Below are 19,359 nucleotides of genomic sequence, written 5' to 3' on the forward strand. Positions count from 1 at the left end.
TCATGACCGATAGACAACGCCAAATCTGGATCGACCGCGCCGCCGTAACGGCCGCATGGATCGCCGCCCTTGTGTTCTTCTTTCCGATCTTCTGGATGGTTCTCACCAGCCTCAAGACGGAAGGGCAGGCCATTCAGGTGCCACCGCTGCTGATTTTCGAGCCGACGCTGGAGAACTATCTGGAGATTCAAGAGCGCACGAACTACTTCAAGTTCGCCATGAACTCGGTCATCACGGCCTTTGGCGGCACCTTGCTGGCGCTGCTGATCGCAATTCCGTCGGCCTATTCCATGGCGTTCAACACCACGCATCGTACCAAGGATGTGTTGATGTGGATGCTGTCCACAAAGATGTTGCCTGCAGTTGGTGTTATGATGCCGATCTACTTTCTGGCGCAGAAGTTTGACCTGTTCGACACAAGGACCCTTCTGGTTGTCATCTACGCAATGATGAACCTGCCGATTGTGATGCTGATCCTGTTCAACTACTTCCGCGAAATTCCGAAAGAGATTTTGGAAGCCTCGCGGATGGACGGGACGTCGACCTTCAATGAAATTCGCCAGATCGTCCTGCCACTGGCATGGGGCGGGATTGCGTCGACCGCTTTGCTGTCCATCATCTTGTGCTGGAATGAAGCGTTCTGGTCGATTGTTCTGACGACAACTGACGCCAGTACTCTGACCGCCTTCGTGGCCTCCTTCCAAGCGCCTGAGGGACTGTTCTGGGCGAAGGTTTCCGCCGTGTCGACGCTGGCCTGCGCACCGATTGTGGTATTTGGCTGGATGGCGCAAAAGCAATTGGTCCAAGGCCTGACATTCGGGGCGGTGAAGTAATGTCGATTATCCAACCGGAAATCGAAGTTGTTGACCGTGCGATAGAGAGTGTCCGCTATCTTGAGCATGGCTGGCCCACGGAATTGTGCCGTTGGCACAGCCACCGTGAGTACGAGCTGCATTTGATTACCGAGACGCGCGGTAAAGCCTTTGTTGGCGACTATATCGGTGATTTCAATCCAGGAAGCCTGTTCCTGACAGGGCCAAATCTGCCGCATAACTGGATCACCGACGAGGTCTACAGCGATCCGGTCAAAGTCCGCGATATGATGGTGCAATTCAGCCAAAGCAGTCTGGACCGCCTAGCGACCGCCTTTCCGGAGTTTCTGGATCTGCGCCCGATGTTGACCCTTGCCCAATCGGGCATCGAATTTGTCGGCTTCAACCCGACCTTTGCGCAGGGCCATCTTGAGGCGATCCGCGATTCCAAAGGGCCGGAGCGTATTGTGGCACTTCTCAGGTTTCTTATTCGTGTAAACGAGCACGCGGAAAAGAAAGCACTGTCGGTGATGAAAATTGTGCAGCCCGAAGGCGGTAGCAAACAGACGCGCATCGCGGAGGTGATCAATCACATCGTCAAAAATTTCGCCGACGATATTTCGGTTGATCTGGCAGCTCAGAAAGCTGGCATGAGCACGACGTCGTTTTCGCGCAACTTCCAAGCTGTGACGGGCCACCGTTTCGTCGAGTTCGTAAACCGCGTGCGCATCGGGCAGGCATGCGGCATGCTCTATGCTACTGATGAGCCGATTTCGGCGATTTGCTATGATGTGGGGTTTCAGAACCTCGCCAATTTCAACCGTCAGTTCCTGAAAATGAAGGAAATGACCCCTTCGGCATATCGCGATTTTGCGCGTCACGAATTGGCCTCCAAAGGGACGCGCGCGTCATGAACAAGCCGAACCAAAAGTCCCTTTATGCCACCAGCTATGACAGGAATGCCTGTTCAATTGGTATTGTGCATTTGGGCTTCGGCGCGTTTCACCGTGCGCACCAGTCGATGTATATCGATGACATGATGGAAAAGACGGGCGATCTGCGGTGGGGCATCGCCGCGGTCAATCTACGTGCAGCCGAGGCAGACGCTTTTGCGCGGCATAGTGCTGATGCTGATGGCTACGTGATCAAGTCTATCTCGCCTGACGGGCAGGTTTCGTTTCGCAAAGTCCGCGCGCATGTGGCTTTTGAGGACTGGAGCAAGAACGCTGCCCAAGCCGAAGAGTTGTTGGCGCTGCCCTCAGTTCACGCCGTGACAATCACGGTCACCGAAAGCGGCTACTACACTGACGATTCTGGCGCGCTGAACCCCGAAGACCCGACTATCGTATCCGAGGTTTCAGGCGGAAAATCTGTGTCCGTTTATGCCTATCTGACCGCTGCCTTGAAGGCCCGGAAAGCCGCAAGTGGTCGGGCGCTTACTGTTTTGTGCTGCGATAACATTCGTGAAAACGGCACCAAACTGGGGGCAAATTTCAAGCGGTATCTGACCCTGCTTGGGGATGCCGATCTGGCAAATTGGGTGCAGCAAAACGTGACCTTCCCGTGTTCGATGGTCGACCGGATTACGCCGCGCAGTAGCCCCGACCTCGAGGCTGAAACCCGCGCGCTGTTCGGCCGTGACGGGGCCGCACCGGTGATTGCGGAATCCTTCGTTCAGTGGGTTCTGGAGGACGATTTTGCCAGCGAAATGCCTGATCTGGTTGCGGTTGGCGTTACGGTAACGAAGAATGTTCACCCCTATGAAGAAGCCAAAATCCGTATCCTGAACGGCGGACATACTTGCCTGACATATCTTGCGGCTTTGCGTGGTCTGGAGACCTTCGATGCCGCAATGCGGGACCCTGAGCTGAATGCCCATTTCTGGGCCTATGAACGTGACGAGGTTCTACCAGCCCTGACGCTTGATCTGCCTTTCGACCGTGCGGAATATCTTCAAAGCATCGCAGACCGTTTCGGCAATGCCGCGATCGCGGACTCCGTCTCGCGTATTTGCGCGGACGGTATGGCGAAGTTCCCTATTTTCATTCGACCGACACTTGAAGAATGTTTCGCCCAAGGGTTCACACCCGACGCCGGGCTTCGGTCGGTTGCGAGCTGGTATGTTTTCGCCAAGCACGTGGCGGCAGGAAACATTCCTTTTACCTATCTCGAACCCAGCTGGGCCTCTTTGGAGGACATGCTCCAAGGGGATGCAGGGCTGGACGCTTTTTGTACTTCGAAGCTTCTTTGGGCGGACCTACCTGACCGCTTCCAAGACTTCTCCAACGCCCTACGCGGCGCGATCAAAGAAATGGAGCTAACATGGCCGGTGTAACCATACGCAATTTGGTGAAACGCTATGGCGACGTGCAGGTTATGCATGGCGTCGATCTGGATATTAATGACGGCGAGTTCGTTGTCTTTGTTGGCCCGTCGGGGTGTGGCAAGTCCACTTTGCTTCGCATGATTGCCGGTCTGGAAGACATTTCAGACGGGACGGTTGCCATTGGCGACCGCGTCGTGAACGAAGTGGCACCTTCCAAGCGTGGCGTGGCCATGGTGTTCCAGACCTATGCGCTTTACCCGCATATGACGGTTTACAAGAATATGGCGTTTGGTCTTCAGCAGGCGAAGACGCCTCAGGACGAAATCGACCGTCGCGTCCGGTCCGCCGCCGAAGTACTGCAAATCACCGACTACTTGGAACGTAGCCCGCGTAATTTGTCGGGTGGTCAGCGCCAGCGGGTGGCCATTGGTCGCGCCATTGTACGCGACCCGGAAGTGTTCCTGTTTGACGAGCCGCTGTCGAACCTCGACGCGTCCTTGCGTGTGCAAACGCGTTTGGAAATTGCGCGCCTGCACGAGCGTCTCAAGTCGACGATGATTTACGTGACACACGACCAAGTCGAAGCGATGACTTTGGCCGATAAGATTGTTGTTCTGCGCGACGGTATGATCGAGCAGGTCGGCTCGCCCATCGAGTTGTACGAACGCCCTGCGAATGCCTTCGTTGCACAGTTCATCGGTAGCCCTCAAATGAACTTCTTCGTTGCGGCCGATGTGGTTGCTGACTCCCGCCCGTCAGTCTTTGTGGATGGCGACACGTTGGGCATTCGCCCTGAACACCTGATCGAATGCGACGCAGACTCCGCCTTTGTGTCGGGCAAGCTGGAGCTGGTTGAGCAGTTGGGCGAATACGCGCTGGCTCACCTGATTTCCCCTGCCGGATCGGAGTTCATCGCCAAGATGGAAACACCGCCAACGCAGGCGCATGGCGATACATTGCATTTCACTGCGGTTCCGGAACGGCTTCACGTCTTTTCTGCTGACGGGATATCTAAAACATCCTGAGGGGTTGACCTTCCAGTAGCTGGAAGCACCATATAACGAGTCACTGACACATTCAGAGGCTTGTTCCATGCCCACGGCTACTCATCTGTCTTTCGAAATTGAAGGCCTGTCCTGCGCGTCTTGCGTGGGGAGGGCCGAGCGAGCGTTGCAAGCGGTGCAAGGCGTGGCGTCTGCCGCCGTGAATCTGGCCACCTCGCGCGCCGAAGTCGACGCGGAAGGCGCGGATGCCAAGACTCTGGTTCAAGCGTTGAGCGGCGCTGGCTATCCGGCCGTGACGGAGGAAGCGCGATTTTCCGTTGACGGTTTGTCTTGCGCGTCCTGTGTGGGACGTGCGGAGCGCGGAGCGCAAGGTCTGGCGGGCGTGGTGGACGCATCGGTCAATCTGGCGACTGCCATAGCCACGGTGACTTGGCTGAAAGGCAGTATAACGCAGGAAGACGTTGCCCGCGCCATTACCGACGCGGGATATGCCGCAACGCCATTGGACGCGGAAAGCAACTCACCAACACCTGAGAGCAAGCACGACGCCGAAGCGGACACATTGCGGCGCGACACCCTGATCGCTGCAGCGCTGACCTTGCCGGTGTTCATTATCGAAATGGGCGGGCATCTCATTCCGGGCATGGCCGATTTGGTCGAGCGCACTATCGGGCAACAGACAAGCTGGCTTTTGCAATGGGTTCTGGCGACGGCGGTATTGCTGTGGCCCGGTCGGCGGTTCTTGTGGGACGGGTTTCCGGCGCTGTTACGCGGCGCGCCCGAGATGAATGCGCTTGTTGCTCTTGGCACATCTGCGGCTTGGTTGTTTTCATCCGTCGCACTTTTCGCGCCAACTCTGCTACCTGCCGGAAGCCGCGCCGTCTATTTCGAAGCGGCAGCGGTGATCGTGACATTGATCCTGTTCGGTCGCTGGCTTGAGGCTCGTGCGAAAGCGCAGACCGGGTCCGCGATCAAGTCGCTTCTGGGGCTGCAACCTTCGGTTGCGGATGTGCGGCGCAATGGGGACTGGGTTGAAGTGCCAATCGCCGAGATCGCGAAAGGGGATGTCGTTCTGGTTCGTCCCGGTGAGCGGGTCGCAGTGGATGGCGAGATTGTCGACGGGCAGTCCTTCGTGGATGAAAGCATGGTGACCGGGGAACCTGTTCCGGTGGAACATCGCGCAGGGGATGCGGTGATTGGTGGTACGGTGAATGGCACCGGTGCGTTGCAGGTGAAGGCCACCGCTGTCGGGGGCGACACGGTGCTGGCGGGCATCGTACGCATGGTCGAACAGGCGCAAGGTGCCAAGCTGCCCATCCAGGCGGTTGTCGATCAGGTTGTGCGCTGGTTCGTGCCTGCAGTGCTGCTCGCAGCATTGGTCACGGTTCTTGTGTGGCTTAGTTTCGGGCCGACCCTTGCTCATGCGCTTGTTGCGGGCGTTTCGGTCCTGATTGTGGCGTGTCCCTGTGCCATGGGATTGGCGACACCGACATCGGTGATGGTCGGAACAGGTCGCGCGGCGGAGCTTGGGGTTTTGTTCCGTAAGGGCTCTGCCTTGCAGACCCTGTCGCAGGTAAAAACAATCGCTTTCGACAAAACCGGCACGCTAACCATGGGCCGACCCGAGTTGACCGATTTCGTAGTATCCGAAGGGCGTGACGAGGCAATTGTTCTAGCACAAGTTGCGGCGGTAGAAGCCTTGTCCGAACACCCGATTTCAGCCGCGATCGTGCGCGAGGCCGAGGCGCGCGGAGTGAGCATCCCGACCGCTTCGGAGTTCGCCTCGATCACGGGGTTAGGGCTACGGGCGCGTGTTGGAGACAGCGACGTGTTGGTCGGTGCTGACCGGCTCATGGCCAAAGAAGATATCGGTTTGGGCGACCTTGCCACACAGGCCAACCAGTGGGCGAATGAAGCCAAGACTCCCGTGTTTATCGCCATCGATGGCGTGCTTGTGGGTGTCATTGCGGTCGCTGATCCAGTTAAGCCCGAGGCTGCCGAACTCGTGTCTAAACTGGCCCGAAGTGGCATCAAGGTCGCTATGATAACCGGCGACACCGTTCATACCGCCAAGGCGGTCGCGCGCGAGTTAGGTATTGAAAAGGTCGTCGCTGGCGTCATGCCAGATGGCAAGGCGGACGCGGTGGCAGAATTGAAAGGCGAAGGGGCTTTGGCTTTTGTAGGGGATGGAATCAATGACGCTCCGGCTTTGGCGGCGGCTGATGTCGGCATTGCGGTAGGAACCGGAACCGATGTGGCGATTGAGACTGCAGATGTGGTGTTGATGTCGGGTGAGTTGTCTGGCGTGCTGCGAGCGGTTGATATGAGCAGCAGGACCATGGGCAATATTCGCCAGAACCTTTTTTGGGCTTTCGCCTATAACACGGCTCTCATTCCTGTCGCAGCGGGAGTGCTTTATCCAACCTGGGGCATCCTCCTGTCGCCTATGTTGGCTGCTGGCGCGATGGCATTGTCGAGCGTTTTTGTGGTGAGCAACGCGCTTAGGCTGCGTCGGATGGGAGGTGCTTGAATGAACATTGGTGAAGTGGCCGAGCGCGCAGGGCTGCCGGCAAAAACGATACGGTATTACGAAGATATCAAGTTGATCCGTCCGGCACGTGACGGGAACGGCTATCGTGCGTTTAGCGAAACCGACTTACATAAGCTGACCTTCCTGAGCCGTGCGCGCGCACTGGGTTTCACCATCGAAAACTGCCGCGCGCTGCTGGCTCTTTGGGAGGATCAGTCGCGGGCCAGCTCTGATGTGAAGCGGATCGCGGGCGAGCATTTGGACGAGATTGACCGCAAGATCGCGGACCTGCAATCCATGCGGGACACGTTGGGCGAACTTGTGCGCGACTGCGCCGGAGATGGGCGGCCTGATTGCCCGATCCTGACCGGGCTGGGAAAGCCGCGCAGCTAGTTCACAAGCTATTGCCAAAGAGCTGTCTGATATGTCTGATGCCCGTGTTGCACGGGGGAGGACAGGGTTATGCAGGCACCAAAAAGAACAAGCTACGACGTGGTGATTGTCGGGGGTGCTATCTATGGCTCCTCGGTTGCGTGGTGGCTGTCGCGCAACCCTGATTTTGGTGGCTCGATCTTGGTGGTGGAGCGTGACCCGACCTACGAATTCGCCTCGACCTCGCATACGAACAGCTGCATCCGGCAGCAGTTCTCGGCAGAGGTGAATATCAAGATTTCCCAGTTCGGGGCGGAGTTCATTCACGGCTTTCAGGAATTCATGCAAGACGACGCCGCGCCCAGGATCGTGTTGCAAAGTTATGGCTATATGTATCTGGCCGACAACGAGGTCTTCGCGCAAACCTTACGTGAAAGCCAGCAGATACAGCAGCGCCTTGGGGCTGGCACCAAGTTTATGGCAGTGGATGAGATCAAGGCGGCCTATCCGTTCTACAACCTCGACGGCATCATCGGCGGCAATCACAACCTGATAAACGAGGGCTATTTCGACGGCGGCACCATCTTCGATTGGTGGAAGCGCAAGGCCCGTGCGCAGGGGGCCGAATACGTTCATAACGAGGTGTGCGGCATCACCCGTAACAGTGCGGGCGACAGGGTTAAAAGTGTGACGCTGGCGTCGGGAGAGACCATCTCTTGCGGCACCTTGGTGAACTGCTCCGGCCCTCGTGCGGCGCTTACGGCGCAGATGGCGGGGCTGGATATTCCGGTCGAGCCCCGCAAGCGCTACACCTTCATTTTCGACGCTGAAACCCCGCTGGATCGTGACCTGCCGCTGACCATTGACCCCTCCGGCGTGCATATGCGCAGCGACGGGAAATACTACATGGCGGGCTGCCCGCCGGACGACGATCCTGCCGTAGCCTATGACGATTTTGTCGAGGATCATTCGATCTGGGAAAACAAGGTCTGGCCTGCCGCCGCCACCCGCGTGCCGGCCTTCGAGACGGCCAAGCTGGTGAATTCATGGGTCGGGCATTACGCCTACAACGCCTTTGACCAGAACGCGATTGTCGGCCCGTCGCCCGAGCTGGAGAACTTCCTGTTCGTCAACGGCTTCTCCGGCCACGGCCTTCAGCAAAGCCCTGCCATAGGGCGCGGCGTGGCGGAGTGGATCACCTATGGCGAGTACCGCTCGCTGGACCTGTCGCCCTTCGGAGTCGAGCGGATTATAGCGCGGGAGAGCTTTGTCGAGCGGGCGGTGATCTAGAACGCGGTTTGGTCACCGCCTTTCAGCGCCAGCCTTGCCCGTGCCTCGTCCGGTGTGGCGAGGCGTCGGCCCACGCCTTCGATAATTTCCTTCGCGCGGGCGACCTGCGCCGCGCTGGACGGTGCCATCACGCCTTTCTCCAGCCACAGCGAATCCTCCAGACCGACCCTGACATTGCCGCCTTGCGATGCGGAAATTGCCGCCAAGGGCATCTGGTGCCGCCCCGCGCCCAGCACCGACCATACGTAGTCATTGCCAAACAACCGGTCCGCCGTGCGCTTCATATGTGCCACATCATCGGGATGCGCCCCGATGCCGCCCAGCAGGCCGAACACGGTCTGGATCAATAGCGGACCTTCGACTTTGCCCGCATCGCGAAAATGGGCAAGGTTATAAAGATGCGCGGTGTCGTAGCATTCGAACTCGAACCGCGTGCCGCTGTCGCGAAGAGTGTCGAGGACGAAGCCGATGTCTTGGAATGTGTTGCGGAAGATGATGTCGCGGTTGCCGAGGTAGTCCGCCTCCCACTGATGTTTTAGCTCCGGAAACCGCCCCAGCATTCCGAACAGCCCGAAATTCATCGACCCCATGTTGAGCGAGGCAAGCTCCGGCTGCCAGTGCTGCGCGGGGCGTACGCGCTCGGCAACGGTCATGGTTGGCGCGCCGCCGGTGGTGATGTTGATAACCACATCCGCCCGCGCCTTGATCGCGCCAAGGATCGGCGCGAACGCCTCTGCGCTTTGGTCTGGTGCGCCGTTTTCGGGATTGCGGGCGTGCAGGTGGACAATGGCGGCCCCCGCTTCTGCGGCACCCACGGCGGCGTCCACGATCTGCTCCGGCGTGACGGGCAGGGCGTCCGACATGGTGGGTGTGTGGATGGCACCTGTGATGGCGGCGGTGACGATGACGGGATCGGACATTGCGGGTCTCCTTTTCGCTGATACTGTCGTAGTGGCGAAGTTCAGGAAAGGGGGCACTATGGATTTGGGTTTGAAAGACCACCGCGTGATCGTCACCGCAGGGGCAAGCGGCATCGGTCGCGCGATTGCAGAAGGCTTCCGCGATGAGGGTGCAGTGGTGACGGTGTGCGACATAGACGCGGAGGCGTTGGCCACGGTCGACGGTATGACCACCGCACAAGTCGACGTGTCCGACCGGGACGCGGTGAGCCGGTTCATGGCGCAAGCGATCAGCGACATGGGCGGGCTGGACTGCGTCGTGAACAACGCAGGCATCGCGGGGCCGACGGGCGCGGTCGAAGACATCCCGCCAGACGGCTGGGACGATACGCTGACGATCTGCCTGACCTCGCAATTCAACACAACGCGCTGCGCGGTAGAGGCGTTGAAAGCGAGCGCCAACGGCTCGATCATCAATCTGTCTTCACTCGCGGGGCGCGTCGGCTTTGCCATGCGAAGCCCCTACGCTGCCGCCAAATGGGGCGTCATCGGCTTCACCAAATCACTGGCGCTGGAGCTTGGCCCCCACGGCATCCGCGCCAACGCGATCCTGCCCGGCTTGGTCGCAGGCGACCGCCAACGCCGCGTGCTGGAGGCCAAGGCGCAGCGGTTGGGGCAGGCCTATGAGGTCACTGAGGCGCAGGCGTTCTCCCACGTTTCCATCAAGGACTACGTGACCCCGCAGCAGATCGCCGACCAGTGCCTGTTCCTCGCATCCACGCGGGGAAGAACCATTTCTGGACAGGCGATCTCGATCTGCGGGGACACGCAGAAGCTGGCTTAAGGCTAAGCGCGATTCTTGTTGCAGTGCCCGAAGGTTCGCGTGAAAATGGAAAGGCATCCGAGTAAAGTATCCCGTCTCGCCGGTCATTGCGAACCGCGGAGGAAGTGACGTCCTCCCGGATGCACCTTTTGCACTAAGCCGCCAGCGCCGCCCGTGTTTTGCCAATCATTAACGCGGCCTGCGCCGCCTCGCGGCCCTTGGTGACGAAGTGGTCGCGATAGATGGTCATGTGGTGCTCGGTCTCTTGGAAGTGGTGCGGGGTCAGGGACACTGACAACACCGGAATGCCGGTATCCAAGCCTGCCCGCATCAAGCCGTCCACGACCGCTTGGGCCACAAAGTCGTGGCGGTAAATGCCGCCATCGACCACCAGCGCTGCGCAGGCCACGGCCCCGTACTTGCCGGACGCAGCCAGATCGCGGGCGACCAGCGGCATTTCGAACGCACCGGGCACGTCGAATACATCGACTTGCGACGCGGGGATTAATTCGCAGAAACCTTCCAGCGCCCGGTCGACTATATCCGAGTGCCAGTTGGCTTTGACGAACGCGTATCGGGTGGGTGTCATGGTGATCTCTCCTTTTGCAACAGACACGTCACCCAAGGCGATCACGGGCGCTCCGCCCCAAAGGGCGCAACGCTCGTTCTCTTTCATCCGGACTGTGACCGTCGGCTCAGGAGTTGCACCTGATCTGCTGACCCTTTGCCAAGGCAAAGGCGCTCGCGGGCTTACGGCCTTCGCCGCTTACCGCCGGTGGGGAATTTCACCCCGCCCTGAGAACAGCCCCAAGATGGCGGGCCGTTCCTTGGGGTGCAAGCGCAAATGCGTCTTACGAAGCGGCACGTGCGACCATGCCGAACAAATCGCGCGGATCGTCGGGGTCGGCCAGCATGTCCAACTCGATAAAGGTGTCGTGGGTGGCCAGTTGGTCACGGATATAGCGCAGGGCCGAGAAGTCTTCGGTGGCGAAGCCTACGCTATCGAACAGAGTGATCTGTTGCGCGTCGCGGCGGCCTTCGGCTTGGCCGGTCATTACGCGCCATAGCTCGGTGACAGGGTGATCCTCGTCCAACTGCTGAATCTCGCCCTCGATGCGAGTCTGCGGCGGGTATTCGACGAAGATGTCGGAGCGCAGGAGGATGTCGCGGTGCAGCTCCGTCTTGCCGGGGCAGTCGCCGCCGATGGCGTTGATGTGAACGCCCGCACCTACCATGTTGTCGGTCAGGATGGTTGCGCATTGTTTGTCAGCGGTGCAGGTGGTGATGATCTGCGCGCCTGCCACGGCTTCCTCAGGCGAGGTGCAGGAAATCACGTTCAGGCCGGTTGTTGCGAGGTTTCTGGCGGCCTTCGCGGTGGCCTCGGGGTCAATGTCGTACAGGCGCACGGTGTCGATGCCGACGATGGTTTGGAACGCCAGCGCTTGGAACTCACACTGCGCGCCGTTGCCGATCATCGCCATGACCTTTGCGCCCTTCGGTGCCAAGTATTTTGCCACCAAGGCGGAGGTTGCGGCGGTGCGCAGCGCCGTCAGGATCGTCATTTCCGACAGCAGCACCGGATAGCCATTATCGACCCGCGCCAGCACACCGAAAGCCGTCACAGTCTGGAAACCACGCGCCATGTTGGCAGGGTGGCCGTTGACGTATTTGAAGCCGTAGCTTTCGCCGTCGGAGGTTGGCATCAACTCGATAACGCCTTCGTCGGAATGCGCGGCGACGCGCGGGGTCTTGTCGAACAGCTCCCAGCGTTTGAAGTCGGTTTCAATGTAATCGGCGATCTCTGCGATCATCGGAGCGGGGCCGATCTTGTTGACCAGCTTCATCATGTTGTCGACTGAAACGAACGGGACTAGGGCGAGTTTTGAAGGCGTTGTCATAGTGTTTCCTCTCAGAAGCGTTTTGTCTGGCGGTCAAGAACCTTGCGACCCATCAGGCTGGCGCATAGATCAACCATCAGACTGGCGGTGCGGCCGCGCTCGTCCAGAAACGGGTTCAGCTCGACCATATCAAGCGAGGTAACCAGCCCGCTGTCGCAGAGCATTTCCATCACCAGATGCGCCTCGCGGAATGTGGCGCCACCGGGCACTGTTGTACCGACGGCAGGGGCGATGGATGGCTCCAGAAAATCCACATCGAGGGACACGTGCAACGCGCCGTCGGCTTCGCGCACGCGCTCTAGGAAGGCACGCAACGGCGCTGCAATGCCATGCTCGTCAATTGCACGCATGTCGCTGACTTCCACCTCGCGCTCCGCCAGTGCGGCGTTTTCCGCAGGATCAACCGAGCGGATGCCCAGCATGCACAGGTTCGCCGGATCGACAGGTGCCGCCAAGGGCGGGTAAACGTCAAAGCCGGGAAGCCCGCTGAAATACGCCACAGGGGTGCCGTGCAGGTTGCCGCTGCTGGTCGAGTCCAGCGTGTGAAAGTCTGGGTGCGCATCCAACCACAGCACGAAGAGCGGACGGTCTTTCGATGCCCAGTGCCGCGCAATGCCGGGCACTGTTCCGATGGAAAGGCTATGATCACCGCCCAGAAAAATGGGCATGTCGGAGCTTTGAGCGGCGTCAAACGCGGCGCTTTCCAACGCCTTCGCCCACGCAACGGTCTGCGCCAGATCGTGAATGGCCCCATTTGCGTGGGTCACGTCGGGCAAATCGTTTGCGGTGACGTTGCCAATGTCGCTGACGCTGTGGCCAAGATCACCCAGAGTTTCTGCTAAGCGGGCCGTGCGAAACGCATCTGGTCCCATAACGCAACCGGGTTGGCTGGCGCCGGATTGAACGGGCGCGCCGATAAGTGTGCATGATTTCGAGGTCATTTCGCTCTCCTAAGTGGGTTGCATTGAAATTATCCAAGTTATTTCGCAAATGCGATAATCAGTATGGAAAATATGGATATATTCTTTATCATAGTGAGCAATGAATTTATCAATATGTATATAAATGGATAAAAATGGACGCAACAGATCAGAAATTAGTAGCGCTGCTAAAACAGGATGGCAGGGCGTCTGTAACGACTTTGGCCGGTGCGCTTGGGGTGTCGCGCGTGACAGTTCAGACGCGTCTGGATCGCATGAAGCACGATGGCACGATCCGCAGGTTCACCATCGAGTTGGGGCAGGTCGGGCTGGATGATTTAATCCATGCGATCATGATGATTGAGGTCAAGGGCGCGCAAACCGCAGCGGTGGTCAAACAGCTCAGGCGCATGCCGGAGATCGTAGATTTGCACACGACAAATGGTGTCTGGGATTTGGTTGCGCAAATCGAAACAGTCAGCCTTCCAGATTTCGACCGCATATTGCGACAGGTGCGTGAAGTGCAGGGGGTCACCGGCAGTGAGACGTCGTTGTTGCTTGACCGTGCCAGAGGGTAATTGGAAAAAACTGATCAATTTTAATTGTTAACCGGTGTTTCAGTTGCATCTGTTTTAGTCCGCCAGACAACACTGCGAGGACAAGCATGAGCGACAATTCGGCCCGCCCCATTATAATCAAGCGCAAGAAGGTTATCAGTGGTGGCGGGCATCACGGCGGTGCATGGAAGGTTGCCTATGCCGATTTTGTGACGGCGATGATGGCGTTTTTCATGTTGATGTGGCTGCTGAATGCGACGACCGAACAACAGCGCAAAGGACTCGCGGATTACTTTGCGCCGACGATTGCTATTGCTCGTGTGTCCGGAGGTGGTGCCGGGGCGTTCGGTGGAAATTCTCTATTGATCGAAAGCCGCCTGCCGCAATCCGGGCAAGGTGGTGTGCCGGAAATACTCCTGACGGAACAGGGAACCCTTGCGGGTGAAGATCAGGCGAAGCTCACCGAACTTGCGAACGGAATTCTCGGCAAGGGTGGCGACAGCCTAATCAAGGAACTCGCGCTGGAGCACATCATAACAGATGTCACTGATGAAGGTCTTGTCGTGGAGATATTCGACTTGGAAGGCGCTCCCTTGTTTGACCCTCAAAGCGGACAACCGACTTCGGTCCTGCGTGAGATATCCAAAATGCTCGTGGAGACGTTCGCAGCGGTGACCAATCGCATTTCTATTTCCAGTCATTCTCGGGCTTATCCCAGCGTGCTGATTGATAATCCTGCATGGGACGAAACAACCGCCCGCGCGCATGTTACACGCGATTTGATGGACCTTCATGGAATGGATCCCAACCGCTTTGAGCGTTTGACGGGCTACGGTCAGAGCAAGCCATTGCTCGATGACCCGATGTCGGTCCGCAACAACCGGCTTGAAGTCACTTTGCTGCGCGAAATGCGCTGACCGTTTAGCAATCTCGTTCGAATTTTATCTGTTAGCGCGATGTTAAGGCGGCGTTCGGATAGTGGCTCGCAAGACGTATGCTTCAGAAAGGCGCATTATGACGATTTCCTCCTCCCTCAATGCCGGCGTCGCGGGCTTGGCCGCCAACGCAAGCCGTCTGTCAACGATTTCCGACAATATCGCGAACTCCGGGACAAATGGCTACAAGCGTGCTGAAACACAGTTTCATTCGATGGTCATTTCGAACGGTCAGGGCAGCTATTCTGCGGGTGGCGTGCGAGTTACATCCCAACGTCTGATTGATCAGGCTGGCGCGCTTCTAACGACGACCAACTCGACTGATCTGGCCGTTCGCGGTCGGGGTTTTCTACCTATCACGACTGAATCGGCCGTGAATTTGCAGGGCGGGGACATACCCTTCCGGCTGGCCACCACCGGATCGTTCCGCACGGATTCGCAAGGATATCTGACAACCGATACCGGTATGGTTCTGATGGGCTGGCCTGCAGATTCAGACGGTACTGTCCCTACGTTCCCGCGTGATACCGCCGACGGGCTTCAGCCAATCCAGATCAACGTCAATCAGTTCGCAGGGGAGCCGACCACACGCATGAGCCTTGGTGTGAACCTGCCTGCAACCGAAACCGAAGCGGGTGCAAGTGGGGAGTCTCTGGAACTTTCGGTTGAGTACTTCGATAATTTGGGCACATCGCAAAATCTTCTTGTGACATACACCCCAGTGATTCCAGCATCTGGCGCGTCCAATCAATGGACCATGCAACTCAGCGACTCTGCCAGTGGTGGTGCCGTCGTCGGGGAATACACCATGACCTTCGACGACACGCGAGGCAGCGGCGGTACGCTGGCGAGTGTTGTGCGCACGTCAGCCGTTGGCGGGGACTATGATCCGGCCACGGGCAGTTTTCCTGTGACACTGGATGGCGGCCCGTTGGAGATCACGATCGGTGATTTGGGGTCCGGAACCGGCGTGACGCAGTTATCAGATAGTTTTGCGCCGACACAGATCACGAAAGACGGCTCTCCTGTTGGTAACATGACCTCTGTGGACGTGGACGCCAACGGGTATGTCCAAGCTACTTTCGACATCGGAATCACGCGCACGATTTATCAAATTCCCTTGGTGGACCTGCCCAACCCGAATGGGCTGACGGCAATGGATAATCAAACCTATGTTCCGTCGAATGACAGCGGTTCGTTTTTCCTGTGGGACGCAGGCGATGGTCCGACCGGAGACATCCTTGGCTATGCACTTGAGGAATCGACCACTGATGTTGCTGGCGAGCTGACGGCGCTCATTCAAACGCAGCGGGCTTATTCGTCCAACGCCAAAGTGATTCAGACCGTGGACGAGATGCTGCAGGAAACGACCAATATCAAACGCTAATTTAGAGTAGGGGGTCTTCGCATGAGCATATCAGCGTCTCTTTCCAACGCAGTGTCCGGTTTGACAGCGGTATCCCGGGCGGCAGAACTGGTATCGGCCAACGTCGCGAACGCCATGACCGAAAGCTACGGGCGACGGGAGCTTTCACTTGGGGCTGCTACCGTAGGCGGCCAAGGCGCTGGTGTGAGAATCTCCGGTGTGGATCGCGTAGTCAACCAAACTGCCATCGCGGACCGTCGTCTGGCGCAAGCAGAGCTGGGCTATCAAGACGCACGCGCCAGTTTCTTTGCCTCGGTGGAGCAGACGATAGGAACGCCTGATATGGCCTCTTCGCTTTCAGCGTTTATGGACCGGTTTGACCAGAGCCTGATCGCGGCTGCGGCCAATCCATCCAGTGGCTCCCGTTTAAGCGCTGTGGTCGATAGCGCCCTGGGGCTGGTCGGGAAAATAAATGATATCTCCGCCCAGCTTGTTGGCAAACGGGAAGCTGCTGATCGATCAATAGGCTCACAGGTCGGTTTGTTGAATTCAGCCCTGACAGACGTCGACAGATTGAACCGCGAAATTCGTCAACAGGTGAATTCGGGTGGTGACCCATCAGGCCTTATGGATCAACGGCAAGCGGTGGTGGATGGTATCAGCTCGATTGTCCCCGTTCAGGCGGTGAGCCGAGACTACGGACAAATCGCGTTGGTTACACCCAACGGCACGACCCTTGTTGACTATCAAGCAGCGCAGTTCCAGTTCACCCCGACCGGCGTAATCACACCGGATATGTCCCTCGCAAGCGGCGCGTTGTCCGGCATTCAAATCGTCGGGGCATCTAGCGTGAACGGCTCTGCGATTGAAGCCATATCAGGTGGGGCCTTGGCCGGCGCATTTGCAGTGCGCGACCAGGATATCCCCACCGTGCAGACAAATCTGGATGCATTGTCCCGCAATCTGATAGACCGCGCCATTGCAGCGGATACGACGCTGTTGCCCGGGCAAGCCGGGCTGTTCACCGATGCTGGCGGAGCTTTGGATCCGCTGGATGAGGCCGGACTCGCCTCCAGACTTTTGGTTAATGCAGCGGTGCAAACTACTACCGGCGGCGCGTCGTGGCGAATGCGCGATGGCATTAACGCGATCACGCAGGGCCCTGCATCCGACAACACGCTTTTGAGCGCCTACGAGCAGGTCTTCTCGGCCTCTCAGCAACCGGTCAGCGGGGCATTTTCCATTGCTGGCTCAAGCTCTGCTTTGATGGGGGATTTTCTGTCACAAGTGAGCCAAAACCGGCACGGTTCTGAGCAACGGCAAAGCTTCGAAGCAACCCGGGTTCAAGCTTTCCGCGATGTAGAGCAGGCCGGTGGCGTCGATACTGATCAAGAGATGCAAAAGCTGTTGCTGATCGAACGGAACTACGCCGCGAATGCCAAGGTTATTCAGGCCGTCGACGAAATGCTTCAATCATTGCTGAGGATATAACATGAACTACGGCAACCTAAGTGACCTTGGCCAGAATATGATGCTGCGCAGGCAGGGTGCGGGGCTGAAAACAACGCTCGCAAAACTGACCAGCGAACTGACAACCGGCGACAAGCAGAACCTTACGAGCCATGTCCGTGGCGACTTTGGTCCGTTGGCCGGATTGGAGCGGTCTTTGTCCCGACTGGACGGATTTGCCTTGGGGCGTTCTGACCTGCAGCTGAGGGTGTCGGGGTTGCAAACAAGTTTGGCGGCTATGCAAACTACCGTTGCCACATTTGGCACGGACCTGACCGCCGCCGCATCGCTAGAACAGCCCGACGTTCTTGATGCTAAACTCGCCAGCGCATCAGGGCGAATGAGTCAGGTTGTGTCCTTTCTGAATACCCAAGTGTCCGGTCAGTTTTTGTTCTCTGGCGTGGCGACCGGGCAGGCACCTCTCGTTGGCTCTGAAGACATCATGCTGCATATCAATGGGCTCGCGGCTTCTTCTACTGACATCGCTGACTTCACTAATCAGGTGAACGCTTGGTTCCAAGATGTTGGCGGCGGGTTTGAGACGCTTGTCTATGGCGGCAGTGACCAATCCCAATCCAGCATCGCAATATCGGAGCAGCACAAGATTGACCTTCCGCTTAAGGCGGATGATCAGACGTTTCGCGCGATCTTGCGGGATCTGGCAGTGGCCACCGCAATCTCCGAAGGTACTATAGCGGTTCCTCAAGATGAAAAAAGAAACGCCCTTTCAGAGGTAGGGCAAGGTTTGATTGCATCGGAGCAGGCGTTGATCGCAATGCAAAGAGATACCGGTGTAACTGAAAACTTGTTGACTGAGGCTGATGTGGCAGGGCGTGTAGAGCACGGCGTTTTGGATATGGCCCGATCAAAAATCACAGGTGCGGACCCTTACGAAACGGCAAGCGCGCTTGAGGCCGTACAGTACCAGATAGAGACGTTATATGTACTGACTGCCCGTACATCCCAACTCCGGCTTTCGGACTACCTGCGATGATCCGTGCTGTTCTTTTCTCCATTCTGTTAGCCTTGCCTACTCTGGTGTCGGCTTCCAGTGTGCGGCTGAAAGACCTTGTCGAATTCGACGGGGTTCGGGGCAACGATCTGGTGGGCTACGGTCTCGTTGTCGGGTTGAACGGTACCGGGGACGGTTTGCGCAATTCCCCGTTCACCGAGGAGATGATGATCAACATCCTGGAGCGGCTGGGTGTGAATGTTGGCGGGGAGCAGTTCCGACCCAAAAACGTAGCTGCCGTTCTTGTGACGTCTACCCTGCCTGCTTTCAGCCGCGCAGGAAGCAAGGTTGATGTGACCGTGTCTGCAATCGGAGATGCGAAAAGCTTGCTGGGCGGGACGCTGATTATGACGCCGTTGAATGCTGCTGACGGCGATGTCTACGTAGTCGCGCAGGGGACTGTTATTGCCGGCGGAATCTCTGCAGAAGGCGATGCTGCGCGGGTGGTGCACGGAGTTCCAACCGCCGGGATCGTGCCATCCGGCGGACGGATCGAGCGCGAAGTGGAGTTTGAATTTTCGACGCTGTCGAGTTTGCGGATGGCCTTGCGAACGCCTGATTTTTCGACCGCCGAAAAGATTGAAAATGCGATTAATACCGCGCTTGGCCGCCGTGTCGCCTTGATGTTGGATGCAGGCACGGTCGAGCTGAATATTGACGCGACGGGGATGCGATCACCGGCGCATGTTCTGAGCCGGATAGAGAACATCATCGTTGAGCCGGAGAGACGTGCGCGGGTTGTAGTTGATCAGCGCTCCGGCACGATTGTAATGGATGAAAATGTCCGGATTTCCAGAGTGGCGGTCGCGCAAGGCAATCTGACGCTAACGATAGACGAGGCGCCAGTGGTGGTTCAACCGAACCCGTTTAGCGAGGGCGAAACAGTGGTCGTGCCGCGAACCACGGCGACCATTGGCGAGGATCAGGGAACCGGCCTTGCGGAGATCAAACCCGGCACGACCCTGAAAGACGTGGTCTCGGGATTGAACGCTTTGGGAGTCACACCATTGGATATGATCGATATTTTGAAAAGCATTAAGGCAGCTGGAGCCTTGCATGCAGAATTTATCGTTCAGTAGGGGCGCTGATTGACCCTGTCGAGGTGA

Annotated in this window: 18 protein-coding genes and 1 riboswitch; of the genes, 14 read left to right on the plus strand and 4 right to left on the minus strand. The window is 57.9% G+C overall.

Annotated features, from left to right (window positions below):
• Positions 1-2: 2 nt before the first annotated feature.
• The 7 genes from BDE40_RS12710 to BDE40_RS12740 all read left to right on the plus strand — a co-directional run bounded on the left by BDE40_RS12710 (position 3) and on the right by BDE40_RS12740 (position 8,334).
• A complete protein-coding gene (locus tag BDE40_RS12710) occupies positions 3-833 on the plus strand; it encodes a carbohydrate ABC transporter permease (RefSeq protein ID WP_134015069.1) in 831 nt (276 codons plus the stop codon).
• Positions 833-1,726: a helix-turn-helix domain-containing protein gene (locus tag BDE40_RS12715; protein ID WP_134015071.1), complete on the plus strand. Its 894-nt coding sequence runs from the start codon at positions 833-835 to the stop codon at positions 1,724-1,726. The genes BDE40_RS12710 and BDE40_RS12715 overlap by 1 nt, the downstream gene beginning before the upstream one ends.
• Complete coding sequence (locus BDE40_RS12720) at positions 1,723-3,147, plus strand: mannitol dehydrogenase family protein (RefSeq protein ID WP_134015073.1); 1,425 nt, start codon at positions 1,723-1,725, stop codon at positions 3,145-3,147. The genes BDE40_RS12715 and BDE40_RS12720 overlap by 4 nt, the downstream gene beginning before the upstream one ends.
• Complete coding sequence (locus tag BDE40_RS12725) at positions 3,135-4,163, plus strand: ABC transporter ATP-binding protein (protein ID WP_134015075.1); 1,029 nt, start codon at positions 3,135-3,137, stop codon at positions 4,161-4,163. Before BDE40_RS12720 ends, BDE40_RS12725 begins: the two co-directional genes overlap by 13 nt.
• A gap of 67 nt (positions 4,164-4,230) precedes the next feature.
• On the plus strand, positions 4,231-6,672 hold the full coding sequence (locus BDE40_RS12730; protein ID WP_134015077.1) for a heavy metal translocating P-type ATPase: 2,442 nt from the start codon (positions 4,231-4,233) through the stop codon (positions 6,670-6,672).
• Positions 6,673-7,065 carry a Cu(I)-responsive transcriptional regulator gene (cueR, locus tag BDE40_RS12735; RefSeq protein WP_134015079.1) on the plus strand — a complete coding sequence of 131 codons (393 nt, stop codon included), beginning with the start codon at positions 6,673-6,675 and terminating at the stop codon, positions 7,063-7,065.
• 69 nt (positions 7,066-7,134) lie between these two features.
• Entirely contained in the window at positions 7,135-8,334 is a 1,200-nt protein-coding gene (locus BDE40_RS12740) for an NAD(P)/FAD-dependent oxidoreductase (protein ID WP_134015081.1), read from the plus strand.
• On the opposite strand, the gene kce is transcribed toward BDE40_RS12740, so the two are convergent.
• Positions 8,331-9,254: a 3,5-dioxohexanoate:acetyl-CoA acetone transferase gene (gene kce / locus BDE40_RS12745; RefSeq protein ID WP_134015083.1), complete on the minus strand. Its 924-nt coding sequence runs from the start codon at positions 9,252-9,254 to the stop codon at positions 8,331-8,333. The two genes, BDE40_RS12740 and kce, sit on opposite strands and share 4 nt — an antisense overlap.
• A 58-nt stretch (positions 9,255-9,312) precedes the next feature.
• Between kce and BDE40_RS12750 the strand changes: the two genes are divergently transcribed.
• Positions 9,313-10,077 (plus strand): SDR family oxidoreductase, encoded by a 765-nt coding sequence (locus BDE40_RS12750; protein WP_134015086.1) that lies wholly within the window; start codon positions 9,313-9,315, stop codon positions 10,075-10,077.
• Positions 10,078-10,210: 133 nt separating this feature from the next.
• On the opposite strand, the gene BDE40_RS12755 is transcribed toward BDE40_RS12750, so the two are convergent.
• The 3 genes from BDE40_RS12755 to rocF all read right to left on the minus strand — a co-directional run bounded on the left by BDE40_RS12755 (position 10,211) and on the right by rocF (position 12,895).
• On the minus strand, positions 10,211-10,645 hold the full coding sequence (locus BDE40_RS12755; protein WP_134015088.1) for a 6,7-dimethyl-8-ribityllumazine synthase: 435 nt from the start codon (positions 10,643-10,645) through the stop codon (positions 10,211-10,213).
• Positions 10,646-10,716: 71 nt separating this feature from the next.
• A riboswitch (FMN riboswitch) is annotated at positions 10,717-10,863 on the minus strand.
• 44 nt (positions 10,864-10,907) lie between these two features.
• Positions 10,908-11,954 carry an ornithine cyclodeaminase gene (locus BDE40_RS12760; protein ID WP_134015089.1) on the minus strand — a complete coding sequence of 349 codons (1,047 nt, stop codon included), beginning with the start codon at positions 11,952-11,954 and terminating at the stop codon, positions 10,908-10,910.
• Positions 11,955-11,965: 11 nt separating this feature from the next.
• Entirely contained in the window at positions 11,966-12,895 is a 930-nt protein-coding gene (rocF, locus tag BDE40_RS12765; protein WP_134015091.1) for an arginase, read from the minus strand.
• A gap of 134 nt (positions 12,896-13,029) precedes the next feature.
• Between rocF and BDE40_RS12770 the strand changes: the two genes are divergently transcribed.
• The 6 genes from BDE40_RS12770 (at position 13,030) to BDE40_RS12795 (ending at position 19,332) form a co-directional block, all read left to right on the plus strand.
• Positions 13,030-13,452, plus strand: a complete 423-nt coding sequence (locus tag BDE40_RS12770; protein WP_134015093.1) for an Lrp/AsnC family transcriptional regulator — start codon at positions 13,030-13,032, stop codon at positions 13,450-13,452.
• 86 nt (positions 13,453-13,538) lie between these two features.
• Entirely contained in the window at positions 13,539-14,348 is an 810-nt protein-coding gene (locus BDE40_RS12775) for a flagellar motor protein MotB (RefSeq protein WP_134015095.1), read from the plus strand.
• A gap of 97 nt (positions 14,349-14,445) precedes the next feature.
• Complete coding sequence (locus BDE40_RS12780; RefSeq protein WP_134015097.1) at positions 14,446-15,753, plus strand: flagellar hook protein FlgE; 1,308 nt, start codon at positions 14,446-14,448, stop codon at positions 15,751-15,753.
• Positions 15,754-15,774: 21 nt separating this feature from the next.
• The gene (gene flgK / locus BDE40_RS12785) at positions 15,775-17,223 is read left to right on the plus strand and encodes a flagellar hook-associated protein FlgK (protein WP_134015099.1); all 1,449 of its coding nucleotides are present in this window, start codon (positions 15,775-15,777) and stop codon (positions 17,221-17,223) included.
• A gap of 1 nt (position 17,224) precedes the next feature.
• On the plus strand, positions 17,225-18,235 hold the full coding sequence (locus BDE40_RS12790; protein WP_134015101.1) for a hypothetical protein: 1,011 nt from the start codon (positions 17,225-17,227) through the stop codon (positions 18,233-18,235).
• The gene (locus tag BDE40_RS12795) at positions 18,232-19,332 is read left to right on the plus strand and encodes a flagellar basal body P-ring protein FlgI (protein WP_134015103.1); all 1,101 of its coding nucleotides are present in this window, start codon (positions 18,232-18,234) and stop codon (positions 19,330-19,332) included. Before BDE40_RS12790 ends, BDE40_RS12795 begins: the two co-directional genes overlap by 4 nt.
• Positions 19,333-19,359 lie beyond the last annotated feature (27 nt).

Origin of the sequence: Litoreibacter halocynthiae (assembly GCF_004365635.1) — a bacterium.
In the GTDB taxonomy this organism is placed as follows: domain Bacteria; phylum Pseudomonadota; class Alphaproteobacteria; order Rhodobacterales; family Rhodobacteraceae; genus Litoreibacter; species Litoreibacter halocynthiae.